At 40.8% G+C, this 23,062-nt stretch carries 21 protein-coding genes, 1 tRNA gene and 1 other RNA gene; 3 read left to right on the forward strand and 20 right to left on the reverse strand.

What is annotated here, in order from left to right; genetic code table 11:
• Nucleotides 1–67: 67 nt before the first annotated feature.
• On the reverse strand, nucleotides 68–1,630 hold the full coding sequence (guaA, locus tag HT732_RS00150) for a glutamine-hydrolyzing GMP synthase (protein WP_000065712.1): 1,563 nt from the start codon (nucleotides 1,628–1,630) through the stop codon (nucleotides 68–70).
• 139 nt (nucleotides 1,631–1,769) lie between these two features.
• Between guaA and HT732_RS00155 the strand changes: the two genes are divergently transcribed.
• Nucleotides 1,770–2,468 (forward strand): GntR family transcriptional regulator, encoded by a 699-nt coding sequence (locus tag HT732_RS00155; RefSeq protein WP_173253578.1) that lies wholly within the window; start codon nucleotides 1,770–1,772, stop codon nucleotides 2,466–2,468.
• Between the two features lie 99 nt (nucleotides 2,469–2,567).
• Here the strand turns inward: HT732_RS00155 and HT732_RS00160 are convergent, their stop codons facing one another.
• The 9 genes from HT732_RS00160 to HT732_RS00200 all read right to left on the reverse strand — a co-directional run bounded on the left by HT732_RS00160 (nucleotide 2,568) and on the right by HT732_RS00200 (nucleotide 11,551).
• Nucleotides 2,568–3,464: a DMT family transporter gene (locus tag HT732_RS00160; RefSeq protein WP_173253579.1), complete on the reverse strand. Its 897-nt coding sequence runs from the start codon at nucleotides 3,462–3,464 to the stop codon at nucleotides 2,568–2,570.
• 8 nt (nucleotides 3,465–3,472) lie between these two features.
• Nucleotides 3,473–4,408 carry a serine hydrolase domain-containing protein gene (locus HT732_RS00165; RefSeq protein ID WP_173253580.1) on the reverse strand — a complete coding sequence of 312 codons (936 nt, stop codon included), beginning with the start codon at nucleotides 4,406–4,408 and terminating at the stop codon, nucleotides 3,473–3,475.
• Nucleotides 4,405–5,130: a CppA family protein gene (locus tag HT732_RS00170; RefSeq protein ID WP_173253581.1), complete on the reverse strand. Its 726-nt coding sequence runs from the start codon at nucleotides 5,128–5,130 to the stop codon at nucleotides 4,405–4,407. The genes HT732_RS00165 and HT732_RS00170 overlap by 4 nt, the downstream gene beginning before the upstream one ends.
• A 125-nt stretch (nucleotides 5,131–5,255) precedes the next feature.
• Nucleotides 5,256–6,125 (reverse strand): aquaglyceroporin Gla, encoded by an 870-nt coding sequence (gla, locus tag HT732_RS00175; RefSeq protein WP_173253582.1) that lies wholly within the window; start codon nucleotides 6,123–6,125, stop codon nucleotides 5,256–5,258.
• 159 nt (nucleotides 6,126–6,284) lie between these two features.
• A complete protein-coding gene (locus HT732_RS00180; RefSeq protein ID WP_173253583.1) occupies nucleotides 6,285–7,451 on the reverse strand; it encodes an ATP-grasp domain-containing protein in 1,167 nt (388 codons plus the stop codon).
• A gap of 12 nt (nucleotides 7,452–7,463) precedes the next feature.
• The gene (locus HT732_RS00185; protein WP_173253584.1) at nucleotides 7,464–8,204 is read right to left on the reverse strand and encodes an esterase family protein; all 741 of its coding nucleotides are present in this window, start codon (nucleotides 8,202–8,204) and stop codon (nucleotides 7,464–7,466) included.
• 20 nt (nucleotides 8,205–8,224) lie between these two features.
• On the reverse strand, nucleotides 8,225–9,049 hold the full coding sequence (locus HT732_RS00190) for an alpha/beta hydrolase (RefSeq protein WP_173253585.1): 825 nt from the start codon (nucleotides 9,047–9,049) through the stop codon (nucleotides 8,225–8,227).
• Between the two features lie 136 nt (nucleotides 9,050–9,185).
• The gene (gene thiI, locus HT732_RS00195; protein ID WP_173253586.1) at nucleotides 9,186–10,400 is read right to left on the reverse strand and encodes a tRNA uracil 4-sulfurtransferase ThiI; all 1,215 of its coding nucleotides are present in this window, start codon (nucleotides 10,398–10,400) and stop codon (nucleotides 9,186–9,188) included.
• An 8-nt stretch (nucleotides 10,401–10,408) separates the two neighbouring features.
• Nucleotides 10,409–11,551, reverse strand: coding sequence for a cysteine desulfurase family protein (locus HT732_RS00200; protein ID WP_173253587.1), 1,143 nt, complete (start codon nucleotides 11,549–11,551; stop codon nucleotides 10,409–10,411).
• A gap of 138 nt (nucleotides 11,552–11,689) precedes the next feature.
• On the opposite strand from HT732_RS00200, the gene HT732_RS00205 reads away from it, so the two are divergent.
• The gene (locus HT732_RS00205) at nucleotides 11,690–12,118 is read left to right on the forward strand and encodes a DUF6556 family protein (RefSeq protein ID WP_173253588.1); all 429 of its coding nucleotides are present in this window, start codon (nucleotides 11,690–11,692) and stop codon (nucleotides 12,116–12,118) included.
• Nucleotides 12,119–12,161: 43 nt separating this feature from the next.
• Here HT732_RS00205 and HT732_RS00210 read toward each other — a convergent pair whose 3' ends face one another.
• From HT732_RS00210 to HT732_RS00230, 6 genes are all read right to left on the reverse strand, one after another.
• Nucleotides 12,162–14,465, reverse strand: a complete 2,304-nt coding sequence (locus tag HT732_RS00210) for a DNA translocase FtsK (RefSeq protein ID WP_345890495.1) — start codon at nucleotides 14,463–14,465, stop codon at nucleotides 12,162–12,164.
• A 138-nt stretch (nucleotides 14,466–14,603) separates the two neighbouring features.
• Nucleotides 14,604–15,071 (reverse strand): hypothetical protein, encoded by a 468-nt coding sequence (locus HT732_RS10185; protein WP_240155816.1) that lies wholly within the window; start codon nucleotides 15,069–15,071, stop codon nucleotides 14,604–14,606.
• Between the two features lie 20 nt (nucleotides 15,072–15,091).
• A complete protein-coding gene (locus HT732_RS10190; protein ID WP_240149600.1) occupies nucleotides 15,092–15,382 on the reverse strand; it encodes a hypothetical protein in 291 nt (96 codons plus the stop codon).
• A gap of 128 nt (nucleotides 15,383–15,510) precedes the next feature.
• Entirely contained in the window at nucleotides 15,511–17,463 is a 1,953-nt protein-coding gene (locus HT732_RS00220) for a fructose-specific PTS transporter subunit EIIC (protein WP_173253589.1), read from the reverse strand.
• Entirely contained in the window at nucleotides 17,460–18,371 is a 912-nt protein-coding gene (pfkB, locus tag HT732_RS00225; RefSeq protein WP_173253590.1) for a 1-phosphofructokinase, read from the reverse strand. Before pfkB ends, HT732_RS00220 begins: the two co-directional genes overlap by 4 nt.
• Entirely contained in the window at nucleotides 18,368–19,108 is a 741-nt protein-coding gene (locus HT732_RS00230; protein ID WP_000920674.1) for a DeoR/GlpR family DNA-binding transcription regulator, read from the reverse strand. Before HT732_RS00230 ends, pfkB begins: the two co-directional genes overlap by 4 nt.
• 161 nt (nucleotides 19,109–19,269) lie before the next feature.
• Between HT732_RS00230 and HT732_RS00235 the strand changes: the two genes are divergently transcribed.
• Nucleotides 19,270–19,357: transfer RNA gene (locus tag HT732_RS00235), tRNA-Ser, on the forward strand.
• 78 nt (nucleotides 19,358–19,435) lie between these two features.
• On the opposite strand, the gene HT732_RS00240 is transcribed toward HT732_RS00235, so the two are convergent.
• The 4 genes from HT732_RS00240 to HT732_RS00255 all read right to left on the reverse strand — a co-directional run bounded on the left by HT732_RS00240 (nucleotide 19,436) and on the right by HT732_RS00255 (nucleotide 23,041).
• Nucleotides 19,436–20,770 carry an Nramp family divalent metal transporter gene (locus tag HT732_RS00240; RefSeq protein ID WP_000094601.1) on the reverse strand — a complete coding sequence of 445 codons (1,335 nt, stop codon included), beginning with the start codon at nucleotides 20,768–20,770 and terminating at the stop codon, nucleotides 19,436–19,438.
• A gap of 397 nt (nucleotides 20,771–21,167) precedes the next feature.
• Nucleotides 21,168–21,515, reverse strand: a transfer-messenger RNA (tmRNA) gene (gene ssrA, locus HT732_RS00245).
• A 61-nt stretch (nucleotides 21,516–21,576) separates the two neighbouring features.
• Nucleotides 21,577–22,212: a GDSL-type esterase/lipase family protein gene (locus HT732_RS00250; RefSeq protein ID WP_173253591.1), complete on the reverse strand. Its 636-nt coding sequence runs from the start codon at nucleotides 22,210–22,212 to the stop codon at nucleotides 21,577–21,579.
• Nucleotide 22,213: 1 nt separating this feature from the next.
• Complete coding sequence (locus tag HT732_RS00255) at nucleotides 22,214–23,041, reverse strand: HAD family hydrolase (RefSeq protein ID WP_070842723.1); 828 nt, start codon at nucleotides 23,039–23,041, stop codon at nucleotides 22,214–22,216.
• Nucleotides 23,042–23,062 lie beyond the last annotated feature (21 nt).

The following is a 23,062-nucleotide window of genomic DNA, read 5'->3' on the forward strand; positions in this document are numbered from 1 at the left end:
TAGAAAAGTAAAAACCAGTACCCAAAGATACTGGCTCATTAAACTACATAAATTAGTCCTTAGATGACTACTCCCATTCAACTGTTGCAGGTGGTTTACTTGTAATATCATAGACGATACGGTTCACATGATCCACTTCATTTACGATACGTACTGAGATTTTTTGAAGGACTTCCCAAGGAATTTTGGCAAAGTCAGCAGTCATACCATCAATAGAGGTGATGGCACGGATTGCAATCGTGTAGTCATATGTACGACCATCACCCATAACACCGACTGAACGAACGCCTGTGTTAACTGTGAAGTATTGCCAGATATCACGGTCAAGGCCAGCTTTAGCAATTTCCTCACGCAGGATAGCGTCTGACTCACGAACTGTTTCCAGTTTCTCTTCAGTGATTTCACCCATGACACGGATAGCAAGACCTGGTCCTGGGAATGGTTGGCGCCATACGATATGGTCTGGCATACCAAGCTCTGTACCAAGTGCACGAACTTCGTCTTTATAAAGAGTGTTGAGTGGTTCGATGAGTTCAAACTGCATGTCTTCTGGAAGACCACCAACGTTGTGGTGTGACTTGATGGTTTGAGCTGTATCCGTACCAGACTCGATAACGTCTGTATATAAGGTACCTTGAGCAAGGAATTTCACATCTTTGAGCTTGCTTGCTTCGTCATCAAAGACATAGACAAACTCGTTACCGATGATTTTACGTTTTTGTTCAGGGTCAGAAACGCCAGCAAGTTTGTCAAGGAAGCGTTTAGCTGCGTCTGCTTTGACAATATTCAAACCAAACTTACCACCAAGCATGTCCATAACTTGATCCGCTTCTCCTTTACGAAGAAGACCGTGATCCACGAAGATACAGATCAATTGATCGCCAATCGCTTTTTGGAGAAGAACTCCAACAACTGAGGAGTCAACACCACCTGAAAGTCCAAGAAGGACACGTTTATCACCGACGGTTTCACGAATTTTTTGGATCTGCATATCAATGAAGTTATCCATTGACCAATCGCCTTTAGCCTTACAAATGTTAAGGGCAAAGTTACGAAGGATATCATTTCCGTATACAGAATGGCGAACTTCAGGGTGGAATTGGATACCGTAAATGTGTTTATCTGGGTTTTCAATGGCTGCATAAGGGCAGTCAGCTGATGTTCCAGTACGAACAAAGTCAGCAGGAATCTCAGTAACCGCATCACCATGGCTCATCAAAACAGTCTGTTCATCAGGTGTTGATTCAAAAAGAGCTGATGGTGTGTGAGTTAGGGTTGATTGACCGTATTCACGATTTCCAGCGTCACCTGCAGGGACAACTTTTCCTCCAAGTTTATGGGTCAATAACTGCATACCGTAACAAATTCCCAAAATAGGAATGCCAAGTTCGAAGATTTCTGGGTCAATATCGAATGAACCATCTTCGTATACAGAGTTTGGACCACCTGAAAGGATGATTCCTACAGGATTGATTTCACGAACTTCAGCAGCTGAAATTTTATGGCTCTTTAGTTCTGAAAAAACACCAATCTCACGGATACGGCGTGAAATCAGCTGGTTGTATTGGCTACCATAGTCCAGTACGATGATTTTTTCTACATCTTGCAAATCAGTTGAAATGTTGCTCATCTTTTTCCTTTCTCAAAAGAAATATCTTTTTCAATATTCTATCACAAATAAGGGCGAATTACCAACTAAACAAGGCGAAGTTTGACTTTTTCTAGTTTATTAGGGTACAATAGAGAAAAGATAGAAATGAAGTGAAAACATGCTACCAGCTTATATGAAAATCCACGATCAGATTAAAAAGGATATTGACGAGCACCGTTGGTCCATTGGTGAAAGACTTCCCAGTGAACGAGACTTAGCAGAGCAGTTTGCGGTCAGTCGCATGACCCTCCGCCAAGCCGTATCTCTATTAGTTGAAGAAGGCGTCTTAGAGCGCCGTGTAGGAAGTGGCACCTTTGTATCCAGTACACGTGTACAAGAAAAGATGCGAGGGACAACCAGTTTTACTGAAATTGTTAAGTCCCAAGGTAAAGTTCCCTCTAGCCAGCTCATTTCTTACAGAAAAACCATTCCCAATGAGCAGGAAGTTGCCAAGCTAGGAATTTCTCCAACGGAGAATATTATCCGAATGGAACGTGTTCGCTATGCCGACAATGTTCCTCTGGTTTATGAAGTTGCTTCTATTCCTGAAAAATTCATTAAGAACTTTAAAAAAGAAGAAATCACCAGTCATTTCTTCCAAACACTGCAAAAATATGGATACCGTATCGGCAAATCACAGCAGACCATCTATGCTCGCCTCGCTAAGGAAAAAATCGCTCACTATTTAGAAGTTGAAAAAGGACATGCTATTCTTGGGCTGACTCAGGTTTCCTACCTAGAAGATGGAACTGCTTTTGAATACGTAAAAAGTCAATATGTAGGCGAACGCTTTGAATTTTATCTTGAAAATAATTAATACTCTTCGAAAATNNGGCTAGTTTCCTAGTTTGCTCTTTGATTTTCATTGAGTATAAAATACTATGCAAAAACTCTCTGTCACGGACAAAGAGTCTTTTTATTTTTCTAAGAGTAAATCTTTCAACGAAATCAGAGTTACTGCAATTAAAATCATTGCCATGCCAAGAAAATCAATGGGATAAAATTGTTCATTCATAATTAGGAAGGCAAAGAAAACCGCCGAAATTGGCTCAATTGAAGCCAACAAGCTTGACTTGACCGGTCCAATCAGACTGGCTCCTTTAAGGAAAGCTGTATAGGCAAAGACAGTCCCGATAAGGATAATGCCTGAAAACGCAAGGAGAAAATCAAGACTAGTCGGTATATTGGCCTGTAGAACCCCTGTAAAAGGAAGGGCGACAAAACCTGCTATGACCATTCCCACACCAATGACCAAACTGCTCCCCCACTTCTTAATCAAAGATATGGGCAAAATGATATAAAGGGCGTAAGTCAGAGCAGAAAATAGACCCCAGAACAGGCCTGCAGGTGTCATGGATAACTGGTCCAACTGCCCATGAGTTGCGATCAGGAAGGTTCCTCCGATGGCTAATATGATGGAAACTATCTCTCCCAGCGTCGGCGCCACCTTATCCTTGATACAGCTATAAATCAAAATCCCAACAGGACAAACATACTGAAGCACAGTCGCTGTTCCTGCATTGGTCTCCTGAATAGCAGTTAGATAGGCGAATTGGTTGAGGAAGAGACCAATTAGAGCAAAAATAAGAAGAGACAGCAAACTTTTTCTATCCTTTAAAAAGGCCAGCATTTTATCCTTTGCAGTAGCATAAGCCAAGAGCACGAGAATCCCACCAGCGATTAAAAGGCGCAAGTTGGTCAAGACCAGAGCTGAAATTCCGTGTGCCATCAGATATTGGCCACTCGTTCCTGACAAGCCCCAAGCAATACCAGCCACAACTGTTAATAAAGTCCCTTTTAAACTGTTTGACATGTCTCTCCTTACTCTTCTTTGCGAATCAAGTCCATTACTTGATTGCGGTCTACAATCCATTGAGCCCTCTCATCCTTTTCATAGGTACGATTCGATAGGAAAATAGCCGCTTCTTGCTTCTGACGATTCCACATGATAAAGGTACCTGTATAGCCCGTATGGTCTAGCCAATCTCCCTCCAAATTCCATGCCAAAGAACGTTCCTTGTCATCCAAAGGAGAAAAATTTTGACTCAAATCTCTTGCAAAATCATCTGCTAAATAGTGTTCTAAAAAGATTTGTAAATCCTTTACAGTCGAAAACAAACCAGCACTACCTGCATGTCTGCCCAGGAGGCGAGCCTTGGGATCATGCACTATTCCTGCCTCCACACCTCTGACTGTTGGAACAGCACGCTCAACAGGTCCAAATTGGATTTCCGTCATTCTCCAAGGTTTCCAGACTTGTTCTTGTAAAATCACATCCAAGTCTTGATTAAAGATTCTTTCCAAAATAAAGCCCAAAAGTAAAAAATGGACATCCGAATAAAGAAAGGATGGCTGACTTCGTCTCTTGAGATGAAACATAGCTTCCTTTAATTCAGATGCTGTTAAAAGATCACGATTGGGAATAAAAGGATCAAGATCTGTAGCGTGAGTTAAGAGCTGGCGAATAGTGATGTCTGGATAATCACTCTCAGCTAAAAAATCGGTTACTGGTCTGTCAATATCTAATTGACCGTTTTCCCACAAAAAAGTAAAAACGGTGCCAACCCCAACAACCTTACTGACACTAGCTAGGTCATAAACTAGTCCTGCCTCTGTCTGCAAGCCATGCTCTGGGTCCCTCTGGCCTAAATAGACCTCCGTCCATTGATTGTCCTTAAAATATGCAAAAGAGGCTCCGGGATAAATCCCTGCCTCGATTTGTTCTTCTATTTTTTTAATAATCTTGGTCCACTTCATACTTCTTCAAACCACAATTCAACATTATTTCTATCTTTACCAAGGAAGAATTTTTCAGACTTAGGAATAAAATATTCAGTAGACTCAAACTTCTGGCGCAGACTTGCTATATCTAATTCATTGACCAAGAACTTGAGCATAGATAAATCCCAAGTAGCCGTATTGTCCACAGTCAAATCTTGACCCTGAGCTGGGATAAAATCAAGTGACGCCCCAATTTCAGATACTCCCAAGAAACTTTCGACATCAGTTGGGAGATGTAATTCCATAGAAATTTCAAATTTACTTAAAGAAATTGACTCCAGATCTGTTTGAAATTCTGGCTTTTCTCCTACTTCTACTAGACTTGCTCTGTCATCTTCCGCATGAATCAAAATCAAATCATCTTCGGGTGAAAAAATCTCAAAAGCGTAGCCATTTTGACCTTTATATAATTGATGAATCGAATCTGTTTTAGCTAATAAGGCCTCGATTTCTAAGGGATTTTCCACCTTGACAATCAATCTAGCTAGTTTTTTTCTTCCCTCTACCTTACGAGTGCGCATACTTGGAGCTTCTTCTAAAACCAGCTTTTCAAGACCTGTTTGGTCGCCTAGTGACAGAAAGGCTGACTCTTCTAATAAGGCCTTCATGCCAAGGGTTTCAATATAAAATGTTTCATTTAATTTTCTATTATTAACTTTTAAAGTAGGAATAATCCGTACAATCTGATTTACATTCATAAATTCCTCCGTCACTTTTTATTTTATAGGATTTTAGAATTTTTTACAAGATATTATGCTCAAATTTACCAATTTTTCGTAAAATTTCATCTAAAAAAACCGAGGAAATCCTCGGTTTCAATTTCTTATAGGTAAAGGAATTTGAAGATAGCTACTGCCGCAATTGCTGCTGCAATCGGTGCTACTACTGGTACCCAAGAGTACCACCATTTTGAATCGCCTTTGTGCTCACCAAGAACTGATTTTGGAAGGAAAGCATGAAGGAGACGTGGTCCCAAGTCACGGGCTGGGTTCAAGGCAGGTCCTGTAGGTCCACCAAGTGATGTTACCAAAGCCATAACAAGGAAACCAAGTGCCAAGTGAGCTACTGAAAGTCCTGAAGCAGTATGTGGTGCTACTTGGGCTTTGATTGCTAAATCAGAAAAGTCAACATTTTGACCTGCTTGACTAGCCATTTGTTTCATGTATTGAAGCACTTCAGAACCAAAGAAGTTTTTAGTCATACCAAGGGCTGCGAAGAAAAGAACAAATGAACCAACAAACTCGTTTACAAAACCATTAACAGTTGCTGCAAAACGTGATTCTTTTGTACCATTATCCAAACTTGAAATTGTTGAGAAAGTACCCAAGATGTTGTTTGGATTTTCAGTTTTCAAGTAGTATGGGCAGTGTGTTGCCACAACCAAGGCTTGACCAAAGATAGCACCCAAAACTTGTGCGATGATATAAGGCGCAACTTGTGCCCAAGGGAAAAGACCGCTGATTGCAAGTCCAAGAGTGAAGGCTGGATTGATGTGGTTTCCAGATACGTTACCAAACATTAATGCTGGGATCATAACCCCCATACCATAACCAACAGCGATAACGATCCAGCCACTTTGGTGACCTTTCGTACCTTTAAGTTCAACGTTGGCAACTGCACCATTTCCAAGAATGATCAAAATAGCAGTTCCCAAAAATTCAGTGGCATATTTAATTGCCCATGTGAAATCCATTTGATAGATTCTCCTTAAAATTTTTTAGACAATCCTTATTCTATCAATTTTTATATCTTTTAGCAACTACTTTTCCGAAAGATTATATAAGAAAGCGGTTTTATTTCTTATAAAAAACAAAAGGATTAAGAAAGTCATTTTCCTTAATCCTATAGTCTCTTAAGCCTGACGCTGACCAAAGTCCTTAATCATCTGATCCATTTCTTGTCGACTAGGAGTTGTCAGCATATAAAGGTAATCTCCTTGAAGTTCTGCGAAGGCAGCTGGCATGATTTTTTTAACCTTGAACTGCTGGCTATATTTGTCAAGCAAATCCTCTTCTGAATAAACATAGTGAGCATTTGCACGGCGAGAAGTAGCCAAACAATACTGAGGTTCAAATTCTGACGCTGGGAACTCTTCTCCTGCTACAATAGCTGCATAGCCACGATAGAGGTCCAAGGAATGAGCAAAGTTATAAACATCAATTGTAAAACCACCTGCAGGACGGTTATTGTACTCAATGGCAATGTAATCATCCCCTTCACGGAAGAACTCAATATGGAAGAACCGTTCTTTCATGCCAAATTCCTTGACAATTGCCTCACCATATTTACGTAATTTAGGATCCATATCCTTGAGAACGTAATAAGAATTGTCCATCTTGTAAATCATGAGATCAAGCGGTGTATAGGCGTAATCAAAGGTTGTTGAGAAGACAATTTTACCATCCTTGTCCACAAGACCATCAAAGGTGCAAATTTCGCTGGAAGAGACAAATTTTTCAAAGAAATAAACGGTCGAATGGTCCCATTCTTGCTTGAAGTGATTGATATCGTCTTCTGTCTCGAGCTTAAAGGTTGCGGCTGCTCCCACTCCATTGTCAGGTTTGGCAATCATTGGAAGGCCAATTTCATTCACAGCTTGATCTACATCTGCTTCCGTCTTGATAACAGCTCCAGGTACCACGGGGACACCTGCTTTTTTGAAAAGTTTCTTCATTTCAGACTTAAATTTCGTCTTTTTGAGATCCTCTGGTTTGGCACCAAAGACATTGAATTGTTCTCTGAGTGTTGCATCCAGCTCAAGCCAGTATTCATTATGAGACTCGATGCGGTCAATCGGGCCATGTTTATAGAAAAGGAAAGCAACTGCACGTTTGACTTCATCTATATTCTCAAGATTATCAACACGAAAATACTCGGTCAAGCTATTGCGCAAGGGCTCATCCAATTGCTCGTATGGTTCTTGGCCAATCCCCAAGACGGTGATGCCTTTATTAGCTAGTTCGATGGTAAACTGTTGAAAGTTTTGTGGATAGTAGGGAGAAATAACAAGGTAATTCATAGGTAACTCCTTTTATAAATAGAAATTGCCGAGGAAATAAGGCATTTGTTTGCGCCACCATTCCCAGTCGTGGGCGACATCATGTCCCCATTCAGCAAACCAGGCTGGAATTTGTTTCTGGTCAAAGGCTTCTTTGAGCTTGTAGAAAGATGGTAGACCATCTTGTTCCCAGGCACCAAGACCCGTACAAAGCACAATCTCTGCCTGACGGTAACGATCAATAAACCAGCCGTCGTTCTGGTTCCAGATATAATCTACTGGCGAGTTTTGGTAAATAGCATCGTCATTGTAGTAATCGCCGACAAAGAAACGTGCGTCGTAAACACCACTAAGAGCTATCACCTTGGTAAAGACATCTGGATGCTGAAGGAAGAAATTGAGTGCATGGTAGGCGCCCATTGAGCAACCTGTCGTCATCATGCCATCAAACCAACCTGTCTTGTGCTTGATAAAAGGAATAGCCTCCTCAATCACATAACGTTCGTAGGCACGGTGCATTTCCGCCTGGTCATGAGCATTTTTCCAAGTAGCCAACCAGCTCTCACTATCCACACTAGATAGGGTAAAGAACTGGACACGGCCTTCCTCGATAAAAGAGGCACAGGCATCAATCATACCAAAATCATAGTATTCGTTGTGACTACCACCTGATGAAGCAAAGACCACAACTGGAATCCCAGCATGACCATAACGGTTAAGGTACATTTCACGGTTAAGATTGCCACTCCAGTGGCTAAGGTTTTCAATATGCATTTGCTTTCTCCTTTTCTAACTTACCATTTCTCTGCAAAAAATCTCAGACAATCGGGTAGATTTTCTGACCAAGGGATTTCACTATGGATGGCACCAGACTGAACTTTCAAAACAAGATTGCCCAAGTGTACTCCCCCTGCTATCAAATCATGGTAATAGCGAAGCGACGAGTCGATATAGGCTTGTTTGATATTGCCAGCCATCAAGGTCTTGTCTGTATCATCCGCTTCTTCCGTTCCCACATAGATAAAGATACGCTGGTCAGGCGATAGTTTCTGGCGCTCGATATAGCGATTAAAAGCTTCTTGGTGGAGCCAGTTTGCAGAAGAAAAGACCCCTAGACAACCAATTCGGTCTTGGTATTCCAAACCGATAAACTGGGTAATATTGCCTCCTAGTGAGGAACCAATCATGGCTGTATGCTGGCGGTCTGCTTTTGTACGATAGGTCTCATCTATAAAAGGCTTGACCACCTCCATGACAAACTCAGCATACTCCACACCCTTACCACCAAACTGCTGGCCTGGGATAGGAGATTCTTGGAACTTCCAAGCCGCATACTCATTCATCCGCCCCATACCATCATTGTCAATAGCAACGACAATCATGCGACTGATATCCGGATTTCGTTTGATGGCTGGGATAATCTTCCATGAGTGTCCAATGAAAGACTCTTTGCTATAAAAAACATTTTGCCCGTCATGAAAGTATACAACAGGATAGGAGCGGTCCGTGTCTTTCTCATAATCTTTAGGTAGAAGAACACGTACACGGCGTTCCTTACCTGTATAAGGAACCTTGAGTTTGTGTTCTTTCATTTTTAAATAAAAATAGGATTGATTCATTGTCAGAAAACTCTCTATATTCAAAATTTTATTTTATTATATCACAATTATAGAAAAAAAGTTAGTTTTGCTTCCATTTTTGGAATTAAAAACTAACTTTTTCATTTAATTTTCTAAATTCTTTTGGATTTTCTGATTAGAGCAGATTGTCAATCAAGTCATCCACTTCATCTTTTTCAGCTTGAGGTGCAATCTCAGTAATCATAATTCCAGCCACTGCTCGCTCAACTAAACCTTCAACATCCATACGTGCTTCATACTGCTCTGCATTCTTAATCTTAGGATTTGTTTTTGGACGGTCAGGTGCAAAAATCGTACAGCAGTCCTCAAACGGTTGGATTGAAATGTCAAAGGTATCAATTTCTTGTGCAATATCAATGATTTCCAACTTGTCCATGGTCACAACTGGACGAATGATGGGAGTGTTGGTAACAGCATTGATAGCCTGCATACTTTCAAGGGTTTGGCTGGCTACTTGACCTAGACTTTCCCCATTGATGATAACTAAACCATTTCGTACCTCACGAATACGGTCAGTAATACGCATCATAAAACGACGGGTCAAGGTCATAAGGTAGGCTTCTGGCGCTTTGGCTTTGATTTCCTCTTGAATCTCTGTGAAAGGTACTTCGATAAACTGGATATTGCCTCCAAACTTGGTCAATTTACGAGTCAAATCTTGGGCTTTTTTAAGGGCACCGGGACTAGTATATGGTGGACTAGCAAAGTGAACAGCCTCAATATCCACCCCACGTTTCAAAGCTAGATAACCAGCTACAGGTGAATCAATCCCTCCCGACAACATGAGCATGCCTTTACCTGAAGTTCCAACTGGCAAACCACCAGGCCCACGAATGGTTTCATAAGAAAGATAGGCAGCTTCTTCACGGATCTCCACCTGAAGATTGATGTCAGGACTTTTCATTTGAGCTTGCACATTTGGAATGGCTTCAAAAACAGCTCCTCCAAGTGTTTGGTTGAGTTCACGACTATCCAATTCAAAGTTGTGGTCGCTACGCTTGCTAGAAATCTTAAAGGTCATGCCTTCCTTGTAGATGTCCTGCATAATCTCTTGGACAGCAGACTTCAGAACTTCTACAGATTTTTCAACCTTATAAACAGGGGAAAAGTTTTGAATTCCAAAGACTTGTTTGAGAGATTCTGCAACTGCCGTGTAATCTGCTCCATTGAGGTAAGCATGGGCACGGTCGCGATCTGCTGTTACCTTAACTTGGGGATAGATAGACAAAACGTCTGAAATATTATTACGAAGTTTATTGATGAAACGCATACGGTTTTTACCCTTGGTTGACAGCTCACCGTAGCGAATCATAATTTCTGAATACTGCATGAATGCTCCTATCTTACTTTTCTAGTTTGGTTGTAAATTAATTTTAACTTGGTCAAAAACTGCTCGACCTGACTCATATCATTTTCAAGGTCTAGGCTAAGACGCACAGCTGACTGGGCCTTATCCTTGTCCACTCCCATAGCAATCAGGGTTCCGGCTGGTTGCCCTGCCTTGGACGAACAAGCAGAGGTCGTTGAGATGAAAATATCATAGTCTTCAAAGGCGTGAACGATGACTTCACCACGAACACCCTTGATTCCAAAAGTCAGGATATGAGGGGCAAAGTCTTTCTCATCTGAAAAGACAAAAATATCTGGATAGTCCAGAAGTGCTTGACGAATCACTGACTTCATCTGCCCAGTCTTGCTCCTAAAGATATCTAGCTTTTCCATAGATAAACGGAGGGCCTTGGCTGTCGTTGCAATTCCTGCCACATTTTCAGTTGTCGAACGGTAATCACGTTCCTGACCACCACCTGTAAGAAGAGGCGTAATCTTCTTGCCATACTTGATATAGACAAAACCAACACCACGAACTCCGTGGAACTTGTGACCAGAGAAAGTCGCAAAATCCACTCGTTCTGTCAGATACTTTTCAGTTGGAATCTTAGCAAGTGCCTGAACCGCATCAACGTGGAAGGAAATAGTCGGCTTGTCTGCTAACAGTTCTGAAATAGCTTGAATAGGTTGAATCGAGCCAATTTCATTGTTAACTGCCATGATGGAAACGAGGGTCGTATCAGGTCTTATCAAATCTGCTAATACTTCAACATCCACAAATCCTTTGTTATCAACTGGAGCAAAATCCACTTCAAAACCTTGACTTTTCAACCAGAGGGCTGACTCTTTGACTGCCGGATGTTCAATGGATGATACGATGATGTGCTTGCCAAACTGGGCTTTTTCAAAGGCCACACCCTTGATAATCCAGTTATCCCCTTCTGTTCCACCAGAGGTAAAGAAGATTTCATCACTTTTCTTGCCAATCAAATCTGCAATTTGCTGACGGGAAGCATCTAAAATTCGTGTTGCTTGATCTCCCAAACGATGGAGACTAGATGGATTTCCTAAAATTTTTGAAGCCACCTGTATATAGGTTTCAAGGGCTTCAGGATAGGGCTTGGTCGTCGCCGAATTATCAAAGTAAATCATGTTTTCTCACGCTTTCTAAAATCACTCCTTCTATTGTATCATGAAACGGAGCCTGCGACAAGAAAGGGCAATTCCTCTTTTTTTAAGATTTTTTTAAAGAAATGCGGTATAATAAATTTTAATCAAAGGAGAGAATGTATGTCTAATTATCGTAGAACTTCAAAACCAAAAACAGAACACATCAAAAAAGGCTTTACAGTCTTTCAAAAAACCGTTGCGACTATCGCTAGTATCCTTGGCTTGATTACCGCTAGTATCACGATTATGAACGCCTTGGATAATAACAAAAATACTAAAAAAGAACCTACGACAAGCCAGACGACAACCATTGTCAAAGAAATTCAAAAGGAAGTCCCTAAGGAAAACACCAGTCCCAATAAGGAAACTAACACTACCCAAGAAAAAACACAACAAGAAGAAGCACCAAAATCTAGCGTCAAGGAAGAGAAAAAAGAAGAGCAGAAAGCAGCAACTCAGGACTCTACTACACCTGCTCCAAGTAAACCTGCCACTGAAAATGAAAAACAGTCCACTACTCCAACTTCAGAAAATAAAAGCAATCAATAATCACTAAAATAGCCTCCTTCCAAACTTGGAAAGAAGCTATTTTTTATTGTTGTAAAACTTTTCTTGGTTTGGTACCTTCAGCTGGACCGATGACACCTGCCATTTCGAGTTCTTCCATAAGGCGGGTCGCACGGTTAAATCCAACTGACAAACGACGCTGAATCATGGATGCGCTGGCTTTCTGGGTCTCAATGACTAAAGCTTTGGCTTCTTCAAAAAGCGGATCTCCACCAGATTCACCATCTGAAAATTCACCTTCATGTTCAGAAATCTCACCTGGATCAAAACTCTCATCATAGTCCGCATCAGCCTGAGCCTTGATGAAGTTTACGATGCGTTCAACATCATCATCCGAGATAAAGGATCCTTGCAGACGAACTGGATGATTTTCATCAATCGGTTTAAAGAGCATGTCTCCTCGACCAAGAAGTTTTTCTGCTCCATTTTCATCCAAAATCGTACGGGAGTCTGTTCCTGATGAAACCGCAAATGCCACTCGAGACGGAACATTGGCCTTAATCAAACCAGAGATGACATCAACGGATGGACGCTGAGTTGCAAGAATCATGTGGATACCTGCAGCACGTGCCTTCTGTCCGAGACGAATGATAGCGTCTTCCACTTCCTTGCTGGCAACCATCATGAGGTCAGCCAACTCATCCACAATCACGACAATGAGCGGTAGCGGAATCTGCTTGTACTCAGACTGGGCATTGAACTCTTCTACCTTGGCATTAAAACCTGCAATATTCCGAACTCCCACCTTGGCAAAGAGTTCATAACGATTTTCCATTTCATCCACAACCTTTTGCAGGGCCTTGCTAGCCTTGCGTGGATTGGTCACGACTGGAATCAAGAGGTGGGGAATATCATTGTAAACAGATAACTCAACCATCTTAGGATCGACCATCATAAATTTAACTTGATCAGGTCTCGCCTTCATGAGGATGCTAGCGATAATGCCGTTAACAGCTACTGACTTTCCTGAACCCGTTGAACCTGCGACTAGCAAGTGGGGCATTTTAGAAAGGTCAAAAGCTCTTGCGGTTCCATTAACAGCCTTCCCTAAAGGAATTTCCAAGAGATTTTCTGCTTTCGTTTGAGACTGTTCCCATAGTTCTCGGAAAGAAACTGTCGCGATCTCAGAGTTAGGCACTTCGATTCCCACTAAAGATTTCCCTGGGATAGGTGCTTCGATTCGGACATCTTTGGCTGCCAAGGCTAGAGCGAGGTCATCTGCTAAATTGGAAATGCGGTTGACCCGTACACCCACTGCTGGCTTAACTTCATACTTGGTCACTGATGGCCCAATTTCGGCCCGTTCCACCGTCACCTTGATACCAAAGCTAGCAAAGGTTTCTTCTAGGATTTTGATATTTTCTCGAACAATTTTCTTCTCTTTCGACTGGTCTTTTGGTTTATCTGGGGCAAAGAGTTGTAAGCTTGGAAGTTTGTATTCAAGGGCTTCTTTGGCTGAAAAATCAACCTGTACATCTTCATCATCAGAGCCATCTTCCTGTTCAGGGAATTCAAGCTCTGGTTGAGGCAGGATGATTTCTGGTTCCACCCAATCTTCTTCTGGAAAAGGTGGAGCGTCAAGTACAACATCTGCTGTCAGAATTTCACCCGTTTCCATATCAACAGGAGGCAAATCGAGTAAGGCTTTTTCAGCAGCTTCTTGTTCTAATCTAGCCTCTTCCTCAGCCTTTTGACGAGCTTTTTCTTCTTGTTTGACAAAGCGTTCCTCTTTTCGACGCTCATGCCCTTCTCGCCATTTGGCAAATCCTCTACTGAAAAATTCAGCAATATCATAAACAGACCAAGGACTGACTAGGAGGGCACCCACTAAAATCAAGATAGAACCAATAAAGTAAGTGCCGATATTTGAAAAGAGAAAGGCGGTTGGAATATAAAGAGCGACACCAATCAAGCCCCCTCCAGCAAAACTGGTCGTTCGAAAACCAGTCAAATCCGTCACAATCTGAGCCATGGTTCCTTTTAAAACCGACTTATCCAAACCATATTTCCAAACTAAGTAGGCCTCAAAAATCAAGAGCAAGCCAGCAAATATGGTGAAAAATCCTGATAAGAGTCCTTCCTGTTTTCGTATCCACTTGAAAAAGAAGAGGTAGAGCAGGATACCAAATATTGCCAGATAAGCTAAGCTACCCACCAGCAAGCGAATTAAATTGTAAAGGGTGATACCTGCAGCCCCTAATTTGAAGGCTGCGAAAATCAATAAAATCGCGATTCCTAACGAAATCAACATCCGTTGAATCGCTTCTTTTCTTTCGAGTTCTGCTTTAGACGGTCTCCGTCTTGTTTTACTTGTATTCTTGTTTGCCATTCTTCTATTATACCATATTTCACAGGCATTTCGGAAAGAGAAAAAGACTGCACCAAACGGTCCAATCTTCTTTATCATGATTATATTCAAAGTAATTGTTATTATATTTAAATAATCAAAGTCTCAAAGTTTAGATTTTTAAGATTTCACTTCGAAATTTGTATTTTTTATTTCTTGTTTTCTATCTATTTCCCTATCCGCAACTTCCCAAACACAATCGAAATGTTTTTCCATCATAGAAATGAAATCTATTTCATCATTATTAGTTTTAAAAAAGTCATCTTTTTTAGTAGTTTTACGTTCACCTATCAACACAAAATTGGTCTCCCAATTATATGGAGGCAGAGTAACTCTTAAAAAAGCCTTTGTCATCTTCATATTTTTCTTTTTTTTATAAACCAACATAAACGGCAAACGATATTGTGTTGAATAATAGCGAATTTCCATTTGTCTACTTTCTATATATTTACTATATTTTTTAGTCACATCCTCAATTTCGATACTAATATTTGTGTCAGACTTTCGCAACCCTTCTTTATCCTCAAGTTTCTCTAAATCTGATAAAAAATTGGTATAGATCTGAGAACACAAAAAACGAATTTTCATTCCATTATTCATAGCATTCTCTAATACAGTTCTATTTTCCGAAAAAAATCAATGCCTGATATAAAAAGTAAATCCAATCTTTTAGTATTTTTACATAACTTTTTAATCTCTCTAGTCGAATGCTTTTTCTTTGCCACTACACCTTTAAATCCATACGATTTCATTTCTTTTGCAATACGAAAATCTCTTGTAATTTTTTTCGTTACTAAGTAACCAAAACCACCGATTATTCCAGAAGCTAATAGAGCTGATAAAATTGATTCTACTATCTTCTTCCAATCCAAATCCAGAATAAATTCAATTATATTCATTTAAAACACTCTCATTATGTTTTTTCATTTCTATGAGTTTTATTTTAGAATATCATTCAAAAACTTGTTTGTCAAATTCTTTAAAAAAGACTGCACCAAACGGTCCAATCTTTTCATTTTTCTATTTTTTATGCTTGTGGTTTGCGTAGGTAACCATAGACCACACCACTTACGATTGCTCCGACCAAGACAGAAACGAGGTAAAGGAAGGCATTTGAAGTAAGGGCAATCACGAAGATTCCTCCGTGTGGCGCCATGAGTTTGATACCAGTAAGACCAACAAGGCCACCTGCTACTGCAGAACCAAGGATGAAGCTTGGAATCGCACGAGCTGGGTCAGCGGCACCAAATGGAATCGCTCCCTCAGTGATGAATGACAAGCCCATGATGATGTTTGTCAAACCAGAGTTTCGTTCTTCCTTAGTAAATTTATCTTTGAAAAGAAGAGTTGCGACAAAGATGGCAAGTGGTGGAACCATTCCTCCAGCCATAACTGCTGCCATAGCCACAGAACCACCTGAAGAAACAGTTGCTGCAAGCGTACCTGTACCAAAGACATAGGCCGCTTTATTAACAGGTCCACCCATATCGACAGCCATCATTCCTCCAAGAACGATACCAAGAAGGACAGCTGAACCTCCTCCAAGACCGCCTAGGAAGTCATTCATAGCAGTGTTGATTGCTGCCATTGGGATGTTCACAGCTAGCATGACAAATCCTGTCAAGATTGTTCCAAGAAGTGGCAAGAGAAGAATTGATTTAGCACCTTCAAGTGAACGAGGAACTTTAACGTATTTCTTGATAGCAAGAACCAAAGCACCTGCGATAAATCCACCAACAAGGGCACCTAGGAAACCAGATGAGACACCTGCAAGAGTTGAAGTTGCTTCACCACCTGCAGCATAAGGAATTTTACCAAAGGCAAAACCTTCTTTGGCAATGGCACCAGCCACGAAACCTGCTACCAAACCTGGTTTTTCAGCGATAGAGTAGGCAACATAACCTGCAAAGACTGGGAGCATCAAGCCAAAGGCTGCACCACCAATTTTCATGAACATAGAAGCTAGCTCATGGTAGGAACCAAGATTACCAAGGTTTTCATTTGGAACACCCAAAGCACCATCAATCAAGAAGGCAAGGGCAATCATGATACCACCGCCGATAACAAATGGCAACATTTGGGATACGCCACTCATCAAGTGTTTGTAGAAGGCACCACCAAGGCTTTGTTTTTCGTTAGAGGCTGTTGCGGCTTTGGCTCCATTAGCAGCACGGTAGACTTCCGCTTCTCCTGAAAGAGCCAAGTTGATCAACTCTTCTGTCTTACGGATACCGTCAGCAACCGGACGATTGATCAATGGTTTACCATCGAAACGATCCATATCAACCGCCTTGTCTGCTGCAATGATAACAGCTTTAGCCTTGCGGATATCTTCTGCAGTTAGTTGATTTCCAACACCGCTAGCACCGTTGGTTTCGACCTTGATACCAACACCCATTTCAGCAGCCACTTTTTGAAGGGCTTCTTGGGCCATGTAAGTGTGGGCAATACCTGTTGTACAAGCTGTAACAGCAACGATAAAGTCACCAGAGTCATTGGTAGGTGCTTGAACTGGCTTCTCAGTTTTTTCGGAAGCTTGGTCAAAAAGTTCAATAACTTGGTCAGCTGATGTTGCTTGACGGAGTTTGTCAGCAAATCCGTCTTTCATCAAGTATTGAGACAATTCTGCCAAGGCTGCTAAGTGAGTGTCGTTAGCACCTTCTGGAGCTGCAATCATAAAGAAGAGGTCAGTTGCTTGCCCATCTAAACTTTCGTAGTCAACACCCTTGTTTGATTTTGCAAATAGAACAGTTGCTTCCTTTACAGCAGTGTTTTTGCTATGAGGCATTGCGATACCATCTCCTAAACCAGTAGAAGTCAAGGCTTCACGAGCCAAAATGCCTTCTTTAAAGATTTCAAAATCTGTCACATAACCATGTTCTGTTAGGCTTTTAATCATCTCTTCGATGACAGCAGTTTTTTCAGTTGCTTGCAAATCCAGCAACATGACATCTTTTCTCAATAGGTCTTGAATTTTCATCTTTTTTCTACCTCAACTTTTTCATATGTTTCTTTAATAAATTCTGCCGTTGCCAAGTCATCCGAGAAGGTGGTTGCCGTTCCGCAAGCTACTCCCCATTTGAAGGCTTCTACTGCGTCTTTTGATTTGACAAATTCACCTGTAAATCCAGCGACCATAGAATCGCCAGCTCCGACAGAATTTTTGACTGTTCCTTTGATTGGTTTAGCGAAATAAGCTCCCTCAGATGTGACAAGAAGGGCACCATCACCAGCCATAGAGATAATGACGTTTTGAGCACCCTTAACCAGTAACTCTCGAGCATATTTCTCAATTTGGTCCAAACTGTCAAGTTTAACCCCAAAGATCGCTCCAAGTTCATGATTGTTTGGTTTGACCAAAAGTGGCTGGTGGTCCAAACTATCAATCAAGGTCTGGCCTTCAAAATCACAAACGACTTGCGCACCAGTCTTGCGTGTCAAGGCAATCAAATCCTTGTAGATGACATTGCCTAGATTCTTAGCACTTGAACCAGCAAAGACAACTGTATCTTCTGCAGTCAAACTAGATAAAATAGCTTTCAATTCTTCTAGCTGAGCTGGTTCAACATTTGGACCAGTCCCGTTGATTTCTGTCTCTTGGTCTGCTTTGATTTTAACATTGATACGAGTATCTTCTGCCACTTGGACAAAACGTGTCTCGATTTCTTCCTCTGCCAGAGTATCTGTGATAAATTCACCAGTAAAACCTCCGATAAATCCAGTCGCTGTATTTGGAATACCCAAGCGTTTCAAGACACGACTGACATTGATTCCTTTCCCACCAGCAAACTTATCATCACTGTCCATTCGATTGACACTACCGACTTGAACTTGATCCAAACGAACGATATAGTCAATGGATGGATTGAGTGTGACTGTATAAATCATACTTCTATTACCTCCGTTTTCTCCTTAATAGCCTGCAAGAGCTCATGCCCTTGACTTGTGATAACAATAGCTCGTTTGAGTGGTGCTACCTTGGCAAAGCAAGTTTGTCCAATTTTAGACGAATCCACCAAGACATAGGTCTGTTTGGCATTTTCTAAAATAGCACGCTTCACAGCTCCCTCTTCCATATCAGGAGTCGTATAATAACCATCGTCCACACCATTCATCCCGATAAAGGCACGGTCAAAGTGCAATTGGTTAATCTGGTTAAGAGCAACGCCCCCGATACTAGCATCTGTCGCCATCTTGACACTTCCTCCAACCATGACAGTTGGAATCTGCTTTTCAACCAACTGAGCGGCATGGTGAATCGAATTTGTCACAACAGTAATATTCTTATTAACCAATTCATGAATCAAAAAAGCAGTTGTTGTTCCAGCATCGATAAAGATGACATCTTGTTCCTTAATGAGAGAGGCTGCTTTCTGAGCCAACAACTTCTTCTCTTGAAGGTTTTTGACAGATTTTTCTTGAATGGTTTCTTCTTCCTGCAAGGAATGGGGTAATTCTGCTCCACCATGCACGCGACGAAGCTTGTTTTCTGCTTCCAATTCATCCAAGTCTCTTCGAACCGTTGATTCTGAGGTCTCTAGCAAACTAACTAATTTTTCTAGAGAAACTACATTATGTTGATTTAACTCCTCTAAAATCAGTTGCTTCCGCTCTGTTTTTAACACCGAATCACCTCCTGTTATCGTTTACACTATTCATTCTATCACACTTTCTTTCAAAGTCAAGCGCTTTTTGTCATTTTCTTTCAAAATCTATCATTTTTCTTATTTCCAAAATTTTTATTGCAAGATAAGAGCCTTTATGGTAGACTATTTGAGTAAGTATTGGAAGATTACTCAAGAGGCTTAAGAGGCCGTGTTGGAAACGCGGTAGGCGTGTAACAGCGTGCGTGGGTTCGAATCCCATGTCTTCCGTTTATTTTAAAAAAGATACCCAAGAAATCTTGGGTATCTTTTTTCTTATATGCTTGTTTTATAACTCGGGTGAATTTCTTAGAAAATATCAAATAACAATTTCACATTGAGAATTGTTAAGATAATGGAAACGATATAGCCAAGGATGGTATTCCATTTGGCATTGGTAAATTCTCCCATCAGTGATTTCTTAGAAGTTAGATAAATCAGTGGGAAGATTGAAAATGGAAGAGCAATCGAAAGAAAGACTTGTGAATAAACCAATAACTGATCTAATGTTTTTTCCTGATGACCAAACAGAACCGCTACAATCATGACAGGCAACAAGGCAAAGAGACGAGTTGCCAAACGAATGAACCATTGAGGTAATCTCATATGCAAGAAACCTTCCATAACGATTTGTCCAGTCAAGGTACCCGTAATTGTCGAATTTTGACCACTGGCTAATAAAGCCAAGGCAAACAAGGTTGATAAGGTCGAGCTAGCTATAGCTCCTGCAATAGTAGAATCCTGCAAGGCATTATACATTTGAGAGAAGGCAGAAATCTCAGATGCATGGCCGAAAAAGAGAGCCGCCCCGAGAATTAATAGAAGGGAGTTAACCACAAAGGCCAAGGATAATTGGAGATTTGAATCCCAGGTCATAAAGCGCACGGCTTTTCGAACATCATTCTTGTCCTTGTGATTGATTTTCCGAGTTTGTGACAAGGAAGAATGCAAATAGAGGTTATGGGGCATAACCGTTGCTCCCACGATCCCTAGTGCCAAGGTTAATTGACTTTCATGCCCTGGCAAGGGACTTTCAAATAAGGTTGCATTCGGTAGATAACCCTCAACGATTCCTTGGAAGCTTGGATGTGACAAAGCTACCAGATAGGTAAAAATTGCTAGAATGGTTAAAATCAGTGTTGTCACAATAGCTTCAATCTTCTTAAAGCCAAATTTCATCAGAAGCAATAAGAGAAAAACATCCAACACGGTCAAGAGAATTGCTATCATAATCGGAATCTTAAAGAGAAGATTGAGAGCAATCGCTGAACCTAGAACTTCTGCCAGATCTGTCGCCATCAAGGCTAATTCTAAAATCACCCATAGACTATAACGAAGCCATTTAGGTGAATGATGAGCCGTTGCTTGAGCCAGGTCCATCTGGGTTACAATACCAAGCTTTCCTGCCATCTGCTGAAGTTGCATGGCAATGAGAGATGAAATCAAGATAACAAACAAGAGACTATACTTATAGGAAGCACCACCGACTACACTGGTAATCCAGTTTCCTGGATCCATATAACCAACTGCGACAAGAGCACCCGGACCTAAAAAGGCATTTAAATTTTGCCAGAAATGATTGTTATTTGGAGTATCGATAGATTGATTAATCTCAGAGAGTGACACTTTTTTATGAGAAGACATAGATACTTACCTCTTTCTAAACCTACTTTTTCATTATTTTCTATTAGAGAAAAATAAGATTGACTTTAAACTATTAAAACAATGAAAACTATATGAAAAACATTTAGTTTTTTCATTATTTTTCTTAAGGCACCTTAATATTTTTCTTAAGGCACCTTAATTATAACACAAAAATGAAAACTATATGAAAAACATTTAGTTTTTTCATTATTTTTCTTAAGGCACCTTAATTATAACAGAAAATATGATAAAAACTTAAGAAAATTCAGGACTTGATTTAATATTTAGGATACAACAAAATGTTGTATTCTTTTTTTGCAAAAGAATACCAAAGAATAAAATAAAAAACGTTGTAAAAACAACGTTTTAGAAAGATTTACAAAACAATGTAAATTATCAATGGAGCCGGTGGGAGTCGAACCCACGTCCAAACATCTGCTAACATATTTGTCTACAACCATAGGTTATGTATTCGTTTAACAGTCCCTCGACACATAACTCAAGCCTAGAAACCGCGAGTCTATCAATCTCTTATCAAGCCGCTAGACAAGACTTGATCGTATCTCGCTAATAATAAGACCTGTCATTGAACACGAGCAATCCAAATCGGGTCACGCCTGCTGGTTTTTAGGCAGCTAGAGCGTAAGAAGTGTTATTTTTTGCAGTTATATTTAACTGAGCGTTTACGTCGCCACACGAGTCGCAAAATATGCCTCATAATGCCTGTCGAATCCGTAACGACCCCAAAAGACAATAGAACCATTATACCTCATCTAACTCAAAAATGCAAAAAGGAAATCAACTAACTACACAAGATAGTCTTTCAAGGCTTTTGTCAAAACCTGATAACCAGTAACACTAAGGTGCAGTCCATCAGTTGTATATTCTTTTTTGAGTTGGCCTGCTTGGTCTGTCAAACTATCAAAAACTGGCACAAATTCTACCTGCATATAGGCAGAAGTAAGCTCTTGATAGGCTTGATTCCATTTCTGAATTTTTCCATTCGTGCGGATATAGACTGTCTGCTTATACTCCTCTCCCTCATTGACTGGCAAAATAGAAAGCAGTTTAATCTCAGTCAATGGATAATCGCGAGCAATGGATTGTATGATAGCTTCGAGGTTATTGAGAGCCTCATTCACAGGCACATCTTTTCCGATATCATTTGTCCCAATCAAAAGGACAATTTTATCTACCGCCCCACCGTAAAGATGCGCATCTAGATTCTCTAGTAACAGCCCTGTCTGATAACCTCGAATGCCTCGATTGACAATCGTCTTCGAAGTCCCAAATAGTTCCTGCAGAGGAAAATATTCGACAATGGAATCCCCAATAAAAAGAATGTCTGGTTCTACAACAGAAACCTGATTTAAGTGACGATACTTGGTTTGGATTTTACCCTGTTCCTTTAGGAGCCAATTTTCTAATAACTGTACTGCCACTTCATTCTCCTTTTTCTAACCAGTTTTCCAAGACTTGGTAAACTCCTCCTTGGCTATTGGCTGGCGCTAGAGCAGTCGCCACAGCTTTGGCTTTATCATCAGCATTTTCCATCGCATAAGCAATTCCAGCCATATCAAGCATTTCAACATCATTTTCACTGTCACCAAAAGCCATGATTTGTTGGGGATTCAAGTCCCAGCGCTTGAGTAATTCTTCCAAGCCCCATGCTTTATGAATTCCAGCTTGAAGGATATCAATGCAACCATAGCCACTCGATACAGCCCGAACGCGGCCATCAAAGAGGTCATTGATTTCTTCCAAAACCGAACTCAAACGTTCCTCACCAACAACCATACTCATCTTGAGAACACCACCAAAGAGGTCAGAGGTTAATTCATCCACAAATTGCATCCGTTGGTAGAATTTTTCAATCATTTCTGGAGTCATAAAACTTTCAAGGTCTGTAAAAATCGTACCTTCTTTGACGAAACCACCCTTCATCCCCGTTACAACAAACTGATCCTGACACGATCGACCCTCGAAATAAGCCAAGGCCTTATCGACAATGACATCATCCCAAGTCTGAGCCTGAATCAGTTCATTGTTTTCAAAAATACGAGCACCGTTGGCAACCACCAGAACCACTCGATCCACCAAGTGCTCCAGTAGTTGCCTCATACGGTGAATTTCATTGCCCGTAGCGATGACAAAACGAACGCCCCTTTGATCCAACTGATCTAAAATCTTTTCCAAGCGTGGGAGATCAAGCTGGCCTCTAGCATCCAGCAAGGTCCCATCCATATCTGTCGCAATTACTTTAATCGTCATTTACTTTCCTCTGAATTCAAG

This window comes from Streptococcus sp. 5346 (assembly GCF_013277455.1).
Taxonomy (GTDB): Bacteria; Bacillota; Bacilli; order Lactobacillales; family Streptococcaceae; genus Streptococcus.